The sequence below is a fragment of the Rhizobium sp. CB3060 genome (genome assembly GCF_025200735.1).
GTDB lineage: Bacteria > Pseudomonadota > Alphaproteobacteria > Rhizobiales > Rhizobiaceae > Rhizobium.
This window is the reverse complement of the sequence record NZ_CP104158.1, coordinates 1,516,326-1,529,349: the sequence shown is the minus strand read 5'-3', so window position 1 is coordinate 1,529,349 and position 13,024 is coordinate 1,516,326. Positions and strand designations below refer to the sequence as shown.

The window sequence follows — 13,024 nt, the reverse complement described above, 5'->3', positions numbered from 1 at the left end:
TCCATGCCTAGCGCTGCGGAGAGGTCGCAGAGGGTGGGTCAACGCCGATGAATGGTAGGCAGCTTTTCGCGAAGCGCCGCTGATAGTATTATATTAGTGAATACTTGACTAAGTGGGCGGCAGTGGTATCGTTCCCTCACGCGCTCAACTAGCAATGGGGGAGCCAAGTTCGATCGCCGTCTTGGCGTCTGGTCGCATCGATGCAACCGGAGGGAGCGCTGACATCGTTGTGTTTAACGCCGCGCTTCGGTCATTCGTGCGCGGCACATATTATGGCCGCAAGTCCCCCTGTGGCGTAACTCGCATGTTCAATTGACGCTACTCGGACTCGAAACATCCGCTTGTAGATGCCCAATCATTTATTATCGGGGGACACTCAAATGACAGATGCAGTTCCTATTTACGCGCAATCGAAAAGCCAGCAATTTTTCCGGTACGGCACCCAAATGACCGCGGAGAATGGATGGGATCAAAACAAGACCATTGCGTTCTACGCCTACTCTGCCCCGCAGGAAGGGACGATACCTTTTTATCGTCATCGATCGGGGGATCGCTTTGAGATAGATACGATCGAAGGAGCGCACGACGGTTGGACTGGTGGAGAAGATCCATTTTACGCCTATCCGTCGACTCAGCCGAGGACGGGAACGATACCAATCTACGTTCATCCCAACTCGAACGGACAGCGCTTCCAATACAACACCCAGATCCCCGGCGGTGCCGGCTGGGGTACCGGACAGCTGGCATTCTTCGCATTACCAACCCTAGAGGGCTATCGCGTCGGCGACAAAGCCGCTGACATCGTCGGGCAGGATCAGTCCGGCAAAACTGTCCAACTTAGCAAGTATAGCCCGAACAAGGATTGGATTTTGGTCGATATCTGCGCCCAGTGGTGCGGTCCTTGTAATTTTGCGGCTGAAAAAACCCGCGGATTTATTGACAATGTAAACGTCACCAAGGGTACGAAGCTGAAGTTGACACCTTTTACGGTGCTCGTCGATGACCGGAGTTATAGGGCTTCATCGCAGGTAACGGCGCAACAATGGGCGACAAAGTACAACTTCGATCCAAAGGAAGCGGTGGTTCATTGCGGGGGTGACCCGAAATCGGACTTGCGGTGGCTCGTTAACAAGTACACCCTTGCAAACAATATTCCGGAAGCTGCTTACCCAACATACGTGCTTATCGACTCTGACGGAGTTATTCGCCACTTCCAGCAAGGCTTCGACCTTGACCAACTCCAGCTAGATCTTTCCGCGTTGGCGGGGGTGGCATTGACAGGCGGACCTTGGATCGGTCTTACGTGACGCTGCAACTTGTTGTTTTCGCGCTATTCCTGGGAAATCACGGTGTGCTTTCCCAGGAATGTATCCAAAACGTGCCGCGTTTAATTGACCTCATAACCTGCTAAACGGCGTTTAAAGCTAGGAACACATGTGTCATAGCGATGGGACTGGTTCAGTGCGGCACAAGTGGCTGCACTGGCTCCGAAATTGCAGGCCCGTCCTTTCCGGCAACGCTGATTGTCCGCGCTATAATGACGACGTCGCCGCTGCCTCAGCAGCCCTTCGTGCCCGCGGCCCAGCGGTTGACATCCCCGGTGATGCGGCCGCCGGAGGCGCCTGACATCATCGGGCCGAAGGCCTGCAACTGCGCCGGATTGCCTTCCGCCTGAACGACGAGAGACGGCCGGCCGGTCGGGTGCTTCTTGTCAACCACGAGAATGCGCGGGCGGCCGGTGTAGGAATTGAGTTCGGGAGCGAGCTGGTAGCCAGCAAAGGCCGGATCGGCCGATTTGAACCAGCAGGCATTGGCATTGAGCATGACGCGCTCCATCGTCGACAGAGCGCTATGCTGCTCAGTGGTGACAGTCGGAGCGCGCGTCGTGCAGGACGTGAAGAGCAGGCCAAGTGCTGCGAGAGTGGCGGCAGAATACAATCCGGTAACGAGGCGAGGGCGCATCAATCTCTCTTCCAATAAATCGGTTGGGCAGCTCTTAGCCGATGATGATGTGAATCGGAACCTTTCCGAGGTTCTGTTCGAGGCAAAACGTCGGCTGGTTTGGCAATCCTAATGTTGGTGCGGACGCATCGCCTCAGGCGGCGATCACGTCGAGGGCGGAGGCGAAGAGACCGCGACCGTCGGCGCCGCCGTGGGCCGCTTCGATCAGGTTCTCCGGATGCGGCATCATGCCAAGCACGTTGCCCTTGCTGTTGATAACACCGGCGATATCGTTGATGGAGCCGTTTGGATTGGTGCCTTCAGCATAGCGGAACACCACCTGACCATTGCCTTCGATCGCCGCCAGCGTTTCCGCGTCGGCAAAATAATTGCCGTCATGGTGGGCGACCGGGCAGCGGATCACCTGACCTTTGGCGTAGGCGCGGCTGAAATCCGTTTCGGCATTGGCGACCTCGAGCTTGATCTCGCGGCAGACGAATTTCAGCGAGGCATTGCGCATCAGCGCGCCGGGCAACATGCCGGCTTCCAGCAGGATCTGGAAGCCATTGCAGACGCCGAGAACCTTGACGCCCTTGTCGGCCTTTTCCTTGATCGCCTGCATGACCGGCATGCGGGCTGCGATCGCGCCGCAGCGCAGATAATCGCCATAGGAAAAGCCACCGGGAATAACGATCAGATCGACATCCGGGATCTCGGTTTCCGTCTGCCAGACCGTGATAGGCGCATTGCCGGAAATCTTGGTCAGCGCCGCGATCATGTCACGGTCGCGATTGAGGCCGGGAAGTTGAACGACTGCTGATTTCATGATTCTGCTCCCGACATAAGCGAAAGATACTGGCTAGGAATGGGATCGAAGAGCCATACTTCATTGTCTTTGACAAAGGAAGAATGGCTCTTGGAAAACGGCAATCAGTCGATCGAAATGCTGAAATTCTCGATCACCGTGTTGGCGAGGAGTTTTTCGCACATGGTTTTCAGCTCGGCTTCGGCTTTGGCCTTGTCGGAGCCGTCAAGCTCCAGGTCGAAAACCTTACCCTGGCGGACCTGATGGACGCCGTCGAAGCCGAGTGCGCCGAGCGCGCCCTCGATTGCCTTGCCCTGCGGATCGAGAACGCCGTTTTTCAGCGTGACGGTTACACGAGCCTTGATCACGATTGTCCTTCCTGCGCTTACTTGACGAGAACCGGGCCCGTGCCGCGCACGGGTTCGTTTTCATTGATGATGCCGAGCCGGCGGGCGACTTCGGAATAGGCTTCCAACAGACCGCCCATGTCGCGGCGGAAGCGATCCTTGTCCATCTTCTCGTGGGTTTCGATATCCCAGAGACGGCAGCTATCCGGCGAAATTTCATCCGCGAGGATGATCCGCATCATGTCGCCTTCGAACAGGCGACCGCATTCGATCTTGAAATCGACGAGCTGGATGCCGACGCCAAGGAAGAGGCCGGTCATGAAGTCGTTGACGCGGATGGCGAGCGCCATGATGTCATCAAGCTCAGCCGGATTGGCCCAGCCGAACGCCGTGATGTGCTCTTCGGAGACCATCGGATCTTCGAGCGCGTCGGACTTGTAGTAGAATTCGATGATCGAGCGCGGCAGCACAACGCCCTCTTCGATACCGAGGCGCTTGGCGAGCGAGCCGGCAGCGACGTTGCGCACGACGATCTCGAGCGGAATCATCTCCACTTCCTTGATCAACTGCTCGCGCATGTTGAGACGACGGATAAAGTGCGTGGGAATGCCGATCTTATTCAGATGGCTGAAAATATATTCGCAAATACGATTGTTCAGAACGCCCTTGCCATCGATAACTTCGTGTTTCTTCTTGTTGAAGGCGGTGGCGTCATCCTTAAAAAACTGGATCAGCGTGCCCGGCTCAGGCCCTTCGTAAAGGATCTTGGCCTTGCCCTCGTAAATACGGCGGCGACGGTTCATCGGTATTGTTCTCTGTCGTTAGCGCTTTGAGATAGCGCAAGTGGATCGATCTGTGGGCGTCCCCATAACGGATAAGAAGCGAATTCACAATCCGCCAGCGCCTCCTTCCTCGGAATTCCGGCTTTGGTTCTATACCAATGCGAGAATCGCGATCCTGTCCTTTCATGTTCTACAGGCTTTTATTTGACGATGGAATGAAAGCCGCCCTGTACTTCACAGGCTAGTGAGCCAGTTTGCGCCATTCTATCACGGCTCGGCCGCAATCACGGCTTGAGGTTGCCGAGAAACTTGGCAAAGACCATCGTGCCTTCCGGCCAGGGACCATGGCCGGAATCGGCGTTGATATGGCCGGCCTCGCCGGCGTCGATCAACAGCGAGCCCCAGCTCCCCGCCATTTCATCGGCATGCTCGTAGCTGCCGAAGGGATCGTTGCGGCTGGCGATGGTGATCGATGGAAAAGGCAGGGGATCGCGCGGGTAAGGACCGAACGTCATCAGATGCTTCGGCCGGATCTTCGGATTGGCGACGTCGGGCGGCGCGACGAAGAAGGCGCCAGCCACCTTGTTGCGGAAATGCGGGATCGCGTGGATCACCGAGGGCACGCCAAGCGAATGCGCCACCAGCACCACGGGCCGGGTCGAGGCGTTCACTTCTTCGGCGATGCGGGCAACCCAATCCTCGCGCACGGGCTTCGACCATTCGGCCTGCTCCACCCGCCGCGCCGTCGAGAGCTTCCGCTCCCAGCGCGTCTGCCAGTGGTCCGGGCCGGAATTGGTGTATCCGGGGATGATGAGAATATCTGCGTCGGAGGCTTTCATGATGGCGCCGATGTGGAAAAGGAAGACCGAGGTGTCAAGGGAAAAGGCGACAATTACGGCAAAATTTGCTAGGATCCCGCCTGCCGGTAGCGAATGATGATGTCGGCGCCTCTTGTTGCCCGACATTTTCGTGCCGCCAGCTAAACGCATTTTGGCTGATGAGGAGGAGGAATACTATGACGGCATTTCATGTCATGGCTGGCGCAAATCACACCTTTACGCGTCCGGCCATCCGCAAGATCGGCATTGCCGATCTCATCGACGCCCTGAAACTGGGGCTGGACGACTTCAGCGAAAAACCATCCCATTACGTATTCCTGTGTCTCATGTATCCGATCGCGGGCATAGCACTAGCGATCTGGAGTTCCGGTGCGAATCTACTGCCATTGCTGTTTCCGCTGATGTCCGGCTTCGCGCTGCTCGGGCCACTGGCAGCGATCGGGCTCTATGAGATCAGCCGGCGGCGGGAGCAAGGGCTGGACACGTCCTGGCGGCATGCTTTTGACGTCCGCTTCTCTCCGGCGTTGCCCTCCATCATTGTGGTCGGCCTTATGCTGTTTGGCTTATTCATCGTCTGGCTTGTCGTCGCGCAGACCATCTATACCGCCTATTTCGGCGATAGCGTCCCGGCAACTCTGTCATCCTTCATCTCGAACGTGCTGACGACGCCGCAGGGCATGAGCATGATGTTCTGGGGCAACCTCACCGGCTTCGTCTTTGCGCTCGTCGTACTGGCAACCACCGTCGTTACCTTCCCGCTGCTGCTCGACCGAGATGTCGGTGCCGTGGCTGCGATCGACGCAAGCATTCGCGCGACACTCATTAATCCGGTGCCGGTGGCAATCTGGGGATTGATCGTGGCGGGGCTTCTTGTTGTCGGTACGATCCCGATCTTTGCGGGGCTTGCAGTGGTCATGCCCATTCTCGGACATGCCACCTGGCATCTCTATCGCAAACTCGTGGCACCGGCCGCATTGAGCTGAATTCAGCCGCGTCATGGTTCCCGTCGCATCGAATGGAACCGGTCGTGACATTGCAACGTTGATCCGCATCAACTCGCCCACCTCTTCCGAATCCTAGCGCATTCGGGAGAGGCGTTGCGAACTAGGCTCAGATCTTCGCATGTCCGTTCCGGACATGCGGCCCTCGGCGGAAGATGTGGATCATATGGCAAGGCTCAGGCATATTTTCTCCCGTTTTGCCACCATCGTTTCGGAATGGGCTGGAAAACCGGTCGTCTTCATACTGGCTCTGCTGTCAGTGATTGTCTGGGGCATCACCGGACCGGTCTTCGATTTCTCCGAAAACTGGCAACTGGTCATCAACACCAGCACGACCATCATCACCTTTCTGATGGTCTTCCTCTTGCAGAACGCCCAGACGCGCGACACGCGCGCCATTCAAGCCAAGCTCAACGAACTTATCCTGACCAGCGCCGCCGAAAACCGTTTCATCGGCATAGAGAACCTTGACGAAGAAGATTTGAAACATCTCGATCGCCTAGTGGCGAAGGCAGCCAAGCGCGATGGAGACAGGCCTAGCGGCAGCGGAGAAGGGGACGAGACTGCTGGGAAGCCTCCCATAAAACAGAAAGGGCGGCGCATTGTCGGCGCCGCCTCGTCAAATCTCGACCAATAGATTGATCAGCCAAATACACGCTTGAAAATCGTGTCGACATGCTTGGTGTGGTAGCCCAAGTCAAACTTTTCGCGGATATCTTCCTCCGACAGAGCGGCGCGGACTTCCTGGTCGGCAAGCAATTCTTCAAGGAAGTCCTTGCCCTGTTCCCAAACCTTCATGGCGTTGCGCTGGACGAGGCGATAGGAATCCTCGCGGGAAACGCCTGCCTGGGTCAGTGCCAGCAACACGCGCTGCGAATGAACAAGTCCGCGGAACTTATTCATATTCTTCATCATATTGTCCGGATAGACCAAAAGCTTGTCGATGACGCTGGTCAGTCGAGCCAGCGCGAAGTCGAGCGTCACCGTCGCATCCGGGCCGATCATGCGCTCGACGGAAGAGTGGGAAATATCGCGCTCATGCCAGAGCGCCACATTCTCCATCGCCGGCATGGCATAGGAGCGGACCATGCGGGCAAGGCCGGTCAGGTTTTCCGTCAGTACCGGGTTACGCTTGTGCGGCATGGCCGAAGAGCCCTTCTGCCCGGGGGAGAAATATTCCTCGGCCTCCAGCACTTCGGTACGCTGCAGATGACGAATTTCGGTGGCGAGACGTTCGATCGAGGAGGCGACGACGCCGAGCGTGGCGAAGAACATGGCGTGACGGTCGCGCGGGATAACCTGCGTGGACACCGGCTCCGGCTTCAGGCCGAGAGCGGCGGCGACATGTTCTTCGACGCGCGGGTCGATATTGGCGAAGGTGCCGACGGCGCCGGAGATCGCACAGGTGGCAACTTCCTCACGAGCCGCGATCAGGCGCTGCTTGCAGCGCTCGAATTCGGCATAGGCCAGCGCCAGCTTGACGCCGAAGGTGGTCGGTTCGGCATGGATGCCATGCGAGCGGCCGATAGTGACGGTATCCTTGTGCTCGAAGGCGCGGCGCTTCAGGGCTTCCAGCAGCTTGTCGATATCGGCCAGCAGAAGGTCGCTGGCGCGAACGAGCTGGATATTGAAGCAGGTGTCGAGCACGTCGGAGGAGGTCATGCCCTGATGCACGAAGCGGGCATCGGGACCGACGATTTCGGCAAGATGGGTAAGGAAGGCGATGACGTCGTGCTTGGTGACGGCTTCGATCTCGTCGATGCGGGCAACGTCGAAAGTCGCCTTGCCGCCTTTTTCCCAGATGGTTTCGGCCGCCGATTTCGGAATGACACCGAGCGCGGCCAGCGCGTCGCAAGCATGGGCTTCGATCTCGAACCAGATGCGGAATTTGGTTTCGGGCGACCAGATGGCGACCATTTCCGGTCGAGAGTAGCGCGGGATCATGGGCTCAAGCTTTCTTAGGTAAGGGGAAACAAATCCTCGGCGCCCCCATAACAAAGACGGGAGGCAATCTCAACATTTCTTGGCTTATTCTTTCCTTCAACTCAACGCATATGTCTGGCGAGATAAAGGCTCGCCATCACCAGGAAGATGAAGCCGAACGGCAGGAACAGGCCAAGGCCGAGGATGGCGAACTGATAGAGGGCGCTGGCGCTGGTGAAGGCAAATTGAAATGCCCAGACGAGCGTGCCGAAAGGCGCATGCCATCGGGCATAAAACCAGCGATAGTCCAGTGCGAAAAGAAAGGCGGTCATCGCGACGGTGCCCAGCGACAGCGCCAGAAAGAAAGCGGCAAAACGCGCTTCGAGCGGCCGGCGATGCGCGAGTAGACGCGCGAGCGGTAGCGTGAACGGCCAGGCAAGCGCGCCGCCGAAGAAATAGACCGCCATCAGCGCGGGCAAATGGCTCGTCAGAAGACCGTTGCGCAGGTAGAGCACCGATAGCGCCGAACTCGCCATCGCTACGCCCCAGCAGGGCGCCCCGAACAAGAGCTGTCGATAGGACGGAAAGGCGGCCCTCAGCCGCCCGGTAGTCGCGACAGTGCTGGCCGGATTAATTTGATCCAACGCGGCCTCGTTCTGCCGCAGAGCGCAGGTCGGAAACCGTCTGCCGATAGGCCTCGACGGATTCACCCTTGAAGATCGCCGAGCCGGCGACAAGGACATTGGCGCCGGCGGCGGTGACGATCGGAGCCGTATCGACGGTGACGCCGCCGTCGACCTCGAGTTCGATCGGACGGTCCCCGATCAGAAGGCGGGCATTCCGGATCTTGTCCGCCATGGCGGGAATGAACTTTTGGCCGCCGAAACCGGGATTAACCGACATAATCAGGATCAGGTCGATATCATCCAGCACGTTTTCCAGAACGGACAGGGGCGTTGCCGGATTGAGGGTGACGCCGACTTTCTTGCCGAGATGACGGATGGTCTGCAGCGAGCGATGCAGATGCGCGCCGGCTTCGGCGTGAACCGTAATGCGGTCGCAGCCGGCCTTGGCGAAGGCTTCGAGATAGGGATCGGCGGGCGAGATCATCAGATGGCAGTCGAAGGTGGCGTTGGTATAGGAACGCAGCGACTTGATGACATCGGGGCCGAACGAGATATTCGGCACGAAATGTCCATCCATGACGTCGAGATGGATCCAGTCCGCCCCGGCTTCGGTTACATCTTTGACTTCCTGTCCGAGCTTGGCGAAATCGGCCGCGAGGATGGAGGGCGCAATGCGGATCGGCAAGGTCATGAGATGGCTGAACTCCGTCTGATTTTATCGCGCTTGGCTTATCACCGGTTCGGCAGGCAAACAACCTAATCCGCCAGCCTTGCATGGACCATATCAGTTCGACGGCGGTGTCGGTGGCACAAAGGCGTTGCCGCGCCATTCCAACAGCCGGTAGGGATTTTCCATCAATTCGTGGTTCTGACCGAAGGTGATTTGGCCGATCGGCGTCTGAAAGGCCGTGCCGATCAGCTTGTCGGCAATCGATTTGTTTTCCGCTTTGGCACTTTCCGCGGCCTGGTTGGCAATCAGCACGGCGGCCGCCGCCGGCAGAATATAACCATCCGGTTCGATACCCTTGGCACGCATCGCCTGCGCGGTCGTTTGGGCAACGGGCAGGCTGGCGTAATCGGGGAGGGCGATGGCCTCCACGCCGTCTGCCAGAGGCACCGGCTGGTTGGCGGCGCGCATTGCATCACCACCCATCAACGTCAACGGGATATTCTCGCTGTGAGCATCGCGGGCAATGACCGCCACATCGCTGCGGTCGCCGCCGACGAAGACACGGGTGGCGCCGGCCTTCTTCAGCCGGCGGACAAGGGCGATCTGCTGTTCCTGGCCGGGGCGATAGGTGTCGGTGAAGACCGGCTTCAGGCCCTTCTCTTCAAGCGCATTGCGCACCGCTTCCACCAGTTCACGGCCGTGGATCGTGCCGTCTTCGATAAGCGCCATCGGCTCGGCTACCCAGCTCTTCAGGATGGTGTCGACCGCCATGGCAGCTTCGGTGCTGTCGACTGGAGCGAGACGGAAAAACGGCCAGCCGTTCTTGAACGCATCCTCCATCACGATATGGGAACGCACGGAAACGGTGATGACGGGGATACCGGCCTCCTTCAGCCGCGGCAGTGCCCCTTCCAGCGTCTCGCTGCAGAGAAAGCCGATCGCGACTTGCGCCTTGGCCGTGATCAACGACTCGGCCACTGCCCTGCCGCCATCCTCCGTGCAGGGCTCGTCGACGACGGTGGCCGAATCCTGTAGCGCCTGCACCTCAAAATTGGCGCCCGTGGTGATCTGGGCGCCGAGGGGTGCAAAGTTTCCGTTCTGCGGCGCGACGATGCCGATATTGACACCGGCGGCATAGCTGCTGCCCGCTGCCAGAAGCAGCGCAATCAGTAGCGGTGTGCGGCGCAGAACGTTCATCGACATGGTATCCCGGACAATTCTCCTGCCCTTTTATCCGCCTGAAGGTCGTCGTCAAAGAAAAAGCAGCGAAATCTCTCTGATTTCAATAATCCTATTGTAGAAAAGCTAACGTGTGCCCGCCATATTGAATGAAAACGAGAAATGACGAAAACGAGGGAAGCAATCGTGCTAGACAAGCAGCGTATGGATCCGGCTGACTATCGCGACGCCATGAGCCGTTATGCGGGGCATGTGCAGCTAGTGACCACCGCACTTGGCAATGAACGGCGCGGGGTAACGATCACGGCTGCCTGCTCGGTCTCGGACAATCCAGCCACAATCCTGATCTGCCTTAACAACAACAATGCGAAGAACGAAATCTTCTTCAAAAGCGGCATCTTTGCCCTGAACGCTCTCGGCGCCCATCATCAGGCGCTCGCCGATGCCTTCTCCGGCAAGACGAATTTGACCAATGAAGAGCGTTTCGCAACGGGCAAGTTCGATACGCTCGTGACCGGTGCGCCGGTTCTTACCGACGCGCTGGCAGCCTTCGATTGCCGCGTCACCGAAATCAAACGGGCTTCGACGCATAACATCATCTTCGGCGAAGTGGTGGCGGTGCATTTCGATGAAACAAAGCCGGCGCTGCTCTATATGAACAGGGACTATCACACGTTATAACCTCCCTAGCGCATAATCGCTTGGATCGAGAGACTATGCCTGATCATCATCATCATCGTGCACCGTCGCTGCCGAGTTCGATCGACGAAACGATCGACATGCTCGGCACTCACGACTATCTCGCGGGGCGTGCGCTCGGCACAGTGCTGTTTCTGGCGCTGAAAATGAAACGGCCGCTTTTTCTGGAAGGCGAGGCCGGCGTCGGCAAGACCGAGATCGCCAAAGTGCTGTCGAAGGCGCTCGACCGGCCGCTGATCCGCCTGCAATGTTATGAAGGGCTCGACGTTTCCTCCGCCGTCTATGAGTGGAACTATCCGGCGCAGATGCTGGAAATCCGCCTTGCCGAAGCGTCGGGTCTTACCGACCGTGACCGTATCGAGGCCGATATCTTTTCCGAGCGTTATCTCATTCGGCGGCCCGTGCTGCAGGCGCTATCGGGCACGGGAGGGCGTGCGCCGGTATTCCTGATCGATGAACTGGACCGCACCGATGAGGCGTTCGAAGCTTTTCTGCTCGAAGTGCTTTCCGATTTCCAGGTGACCGTCCCCGAGCTCGGCACCATTCGCGCCGCCGAACCGCCCATCGTCATCATCACCACCAACCGCACCCGCGAGGTGCATGATGCTCTGAAGCGGCGTTGCCTCTATCACTGGGTCGATTACCCCGAAGCGGCACAGGAGCTTGACATCATCCGCCGCAAAGTGCCGGGCTGTAACGAGGCGCTGTCGCGCCAGATCGTCGCCTATGTGCAGAAGCTACGCACGCTCGACCTCTTCAAGAATCCCGGCGTCGCCGAAACCATCGACTGGGCGACGGCGCTGACCGAGCTCGACCGGCTGGCGCTCGATCCCGAAACGATTTCCGATACGCTCGGCACCCTTCTGAAATACCAGGACGATATTGCCCGCATCCAGGGCGGCGAAGGCAACCGGGTGCTGGACGAGGTCAAATCCGAACTGCTGGCAACGGGATGAGACGATGGAATCGGCAACGCGAGATGGCGCCATCGTCCCGCCGTCACCGCTCGGTGACGGACGTCTTGCAGATAATATCGTCTTCTTCGCACGAGCTTTACGCAAGGCCGGCCTGAAGATCGGGCCGGCGGCCATTGCCGACGCCATCGAAGCGGTCGAGACGATCGGCATCGGTTCGCGCGAAGAGTTTCACGCGGCATTGTCTTCCATCTTCGTCAAACGGCATGAGGATCTTGCGGTTTTCGACGAAGCATTCCGGCTGTTCTGGCGTTCGCGCGATCTCGTGCAGAAGATGATCGCGATGATGTCGCCGGTCGCGCCCGATAATCGTGAGAAGGAAAAGCCGAAACCGGGCGAAACCCGTGTGAGCGACGCTTTGCTTGGCGACCGCGACGACCGCCGGCCACAGCGCGAGGCGCCGGATATCGAGATCGATGCCCGCTTCACGACATCGGGTAACGAACTCCTGCGCCGCATGGATTTCGCCCAGATGTCGGTTGCGGAAATTGCCGCCGCGAGGAAAGAGCTGGCGAGGCTGGAATTGCCGCTCGACAGCGTCCGCACCCGCCGCTTCGTGCCGTCTCATGTGTCCGCCAAGGTCGATCCACGGGCGACGATGCGGGTGGCACTTCGCACCGGAGGCACGCTGATCTTGCCGCGTTACCGCGAGGCCAAGGAGATGCAGCCGCCCTTGGTGGTGCTTGCCGATATTTCAGGCTCGATGAGCCAGTATACTCGGATATTCCTGCATTTCCTGCATGTGCTGACCGAGAAGCGCAGGCGCGTGCATACGTTCCTGTTCGGCACGCGGCTGACCAATGTTAGCAGGCAGATGCGCCACAAGGACCCGGACGAGGCGCTCGACGAATGCGCCGCCGCCGTCCGCGACTGGTCTGGCGGCACGCGTATCGGCGAGACCCTGAAGGAGTTCAATCGGCTCTGGGCACGGCGGGTGCTGGGGCAGGGCGCGATCGTTCTCCTCATCACCGATGGATTGGAGCGGGAGGGCGTGGAGCTTCTGCAAAGCGAAATGGACAGGCTGCACCGCTCTTGCAGGCGGCTGATCTGGCTCAATCCGCTCTTGCGCTTCGAAGGCTTCGAACCCCGCGCCCGTGGCGTTCGCGCCATGCTGCCGCATGTTGACGAATTCCGTCCGGTTCACAATCTATTATCTCTAGCCGATCTCGTATCAGCCCTGAGCGCCGGTCGTGCCAGCGCCTATGATCCACGCCGTTTTCTCGCCAAGCTGTGAGGCA

At 58.7% G+C, this 13,024-nt stretch carries 15 protein-coding genes; 6 read left to right on the top strand and 9 right to left on the bottom strand.

Going from position 1 to position 13,024, the window contains the following annotated elements:
- The first annotated feature begins 380 nt into the window (after positions 1-380).
- A complete protein-coding gene (locus tag N2601_RS07540; protein WP_158704455.1) occupies positions 381-1,307 on the top strand; it encodes a TlpA family protein disulfide reductase in 927 nt (308 codons plus the stop codon).
- Between the two features lie 250 nt (positions 1,308-1,557).
- On the opposite strand, the gene N2601_RS07535 is transcribed toward N2601_RS07540, so the two are convergent.
- The 5 genes from N2601_RS07535 to N2601_RS07515 form a co-directional block, all read right to left on the bottom strand.
- Positions 1,558-1,962 carry a hypothetical protein gene (locus N2601_RS07535; RefSeq protein ID WP_104823223.1) on the bottom strand — a complete coding sequence of 135 codons (405 nt, stop codon included), beginning with the start codon at positions 1,960-1,962 and terminating at the stop codon, positions 1,558-1,560.
- A 133-nt stretch (positions 1,963-2,095) separates the two neighbouring features.
- Entirely contained in the window at positions 2,096-2,767 is a 672-nt protein-coding gene (gene purQ / locus N2601_RS07530) for a phosphoribosylformylglycinamidine synthase subunit PurQ (protein ID WP_104823222.1), read from the bottom strand.
- Positions 2,768-2,871: 104 nt separating this feature from the next.
- On the bottom strand, positions 2,872-3,114 hold the full coding sequence (gene purS / locus N2601_RS07525; RefSeq protein ID WP_104823221.1) for a phosphoribosylformylglycinamidine synthase subunit PurS: 243 nt from the start codon (positions 3,112-3,114) through the stop codon (positions 2,872-2,874).
- Between the two features lie 17 nt (positions 3,115-3,131).
- Positions 3,132-3,896, bottom strand: a complete 765-nt coding sequence (purC, locus tag N2601_RS07520) for a phosphoribosylaminoimidazolesuccinocarboxamide synthase (RefSeq protein WP_015340039.1) — start codon at positions 3,894-3,896, stop codon at positions 3,132-3,134.
- Positions 3,897-4,159: 263 nt separating this feature from the next.
- Positions 4,160-4,714 carry an RBBP9/YdeN family alpha/beta hydrolase gene (locus tag N2601_RS07515; RefSeq protein WP_104825107.1) on the bottom strand — a complete coding sequence of 185 codons (555 nt, stop codon included), beginning with the start codon at positions 4,712-4,714 and terminating at the stop codon, positions 4,160-4,162.
- 176 nt (positions 4,715-4,890) lie between these two features.
- On the opposite strand from N2601_RS07515, the gene N2601_RS07510 reads away from it, so the two are divergent.
- A complete protein-coding gene (locus tag N2601_RS07510) occupies positions 4,891-5,697 on the top strand; it encodes a DUF2189 domain-containing protein (RefSeq protein ID WP_104823220.1) in 807 nt (268 codons plus the stop codon).
- 184 nt (positions 5,698-5,881) lie between these two features.
- Positions 5,882-6,352: a low affinity iron permease family protein gene (locus N2601_RS07505; RefSeq protein ID WP_104825106.1), complete on the top strand. Its 471-nt coding sequence runs from the start codon at positions 5,882-5,884 to the stop codon at positions 6,350-6,352.
- Between the two features lie 5 nt (positions 6,353-6,357).
- On the opposite strand, the gene purB is transcribed toward N2601_RS07505, so the two are convergent.
- From purB to N2601_RS07485, 4 genes are all read right to left on the bottom strand, one after another.
- Positions 6,358-7,659, bottom strand: a complete 1,302-nt coding sequence (gene purB / locus N2601_RS07500; protein ID WP_104823219.1) for an adenylosuccinate lyase — start codon at positions 7,657-7,659, stop codon at positions 6,358-6,360.
- Positions 7,660-7,760: 101 nt separating this feature from the next.
- Positions 7,761-8,282 carry a hypothetical protein gene (locus N2601_RS07495; RefSeq protein WP_104823218.1) on the bottom strand — a complete coding sequence of 174 codons (522 nt, stop codon included), beginning with the start codon at positions 8,280-8,282 and terminating at the stop codon, positions 7,761-7,763.
- Positions 8,269-8,955 (bottom strand): ribulose-phosphate 3-epimerase, encoded by a 687-nt coding sequence (gene rpe / locus N2601_RS07490; protein ID WP_104823217.1) that lies wholly within the window; start codon positions 8,953-8,955, stop codon positions 8,269-8,271. The genes N2601_RS07495 and rpe overlap by 14 nt, the downstream gene beginning before the upstream one ends.
- A gap of 93 nt (positions 8,956-9,048) precedes the next feature.
- The gene (locus tag N2601_RS07485) at positions 9,049-10,131 is read right to left on the bottom strand and encodes a branched-chain amino acid ABC transporter substrate-binding protein (RefSeq protein WP_104825105.1); all 1,083 of its coding nucleotides are present in this window, start codon (positions 10,129-10,131) and stop codon (positions 9,049-9,051) included.
- Positions 10,132-10,275: 144 nt separating this feature from the next.
- Between N2601_RS07485 and N2601_RS07480 the strand changes: the two genes are divergently transcribed.
- From N2601_RS07480 to N2601_RS07470, 3 genes are read left to right on the top strand one after another with little or no spacing between them, the layout of a single operon-like run.
- Positions 10,276-10,794 carry a flavin reductase gene (locus tag N2601_RS07480; RefSeq protein WP_199773472.1) on the top strand — a complete coding sequence of 173 codons (519 nt, stop codon included), beginning with the start codon at positions 10,276-10,278 and terminating at the stop codon, positions 10,792-10,794.
- Between the two features lie 35 nt (positions 10,795-10,829).
- Positions 10,830-11,768, top strand: a complete 939-nt coding sequence (locus tag N2601_RS07475; RefSeq protein WP_104823216.1) for an AAA family ATPase — start codon at positions 10,830-10,832, stop codon at positions 11,766-11,768.
- Positions 11,769-11,772: 4 nt separating this feature from the next.
- Positions 11,773-13,020 (top strand): vWA domain-containing protein, encoded by a 1,248-nt coding sequence (locus N2601_RS07470; RefSeq protein WP_104823215.1) that lies wholly within the window; start codon positions 11,773-11,775, stop codon positions 13,018-13,020.
- Positions 13,021-13,024: the final 4 nt, after the last annotated feature.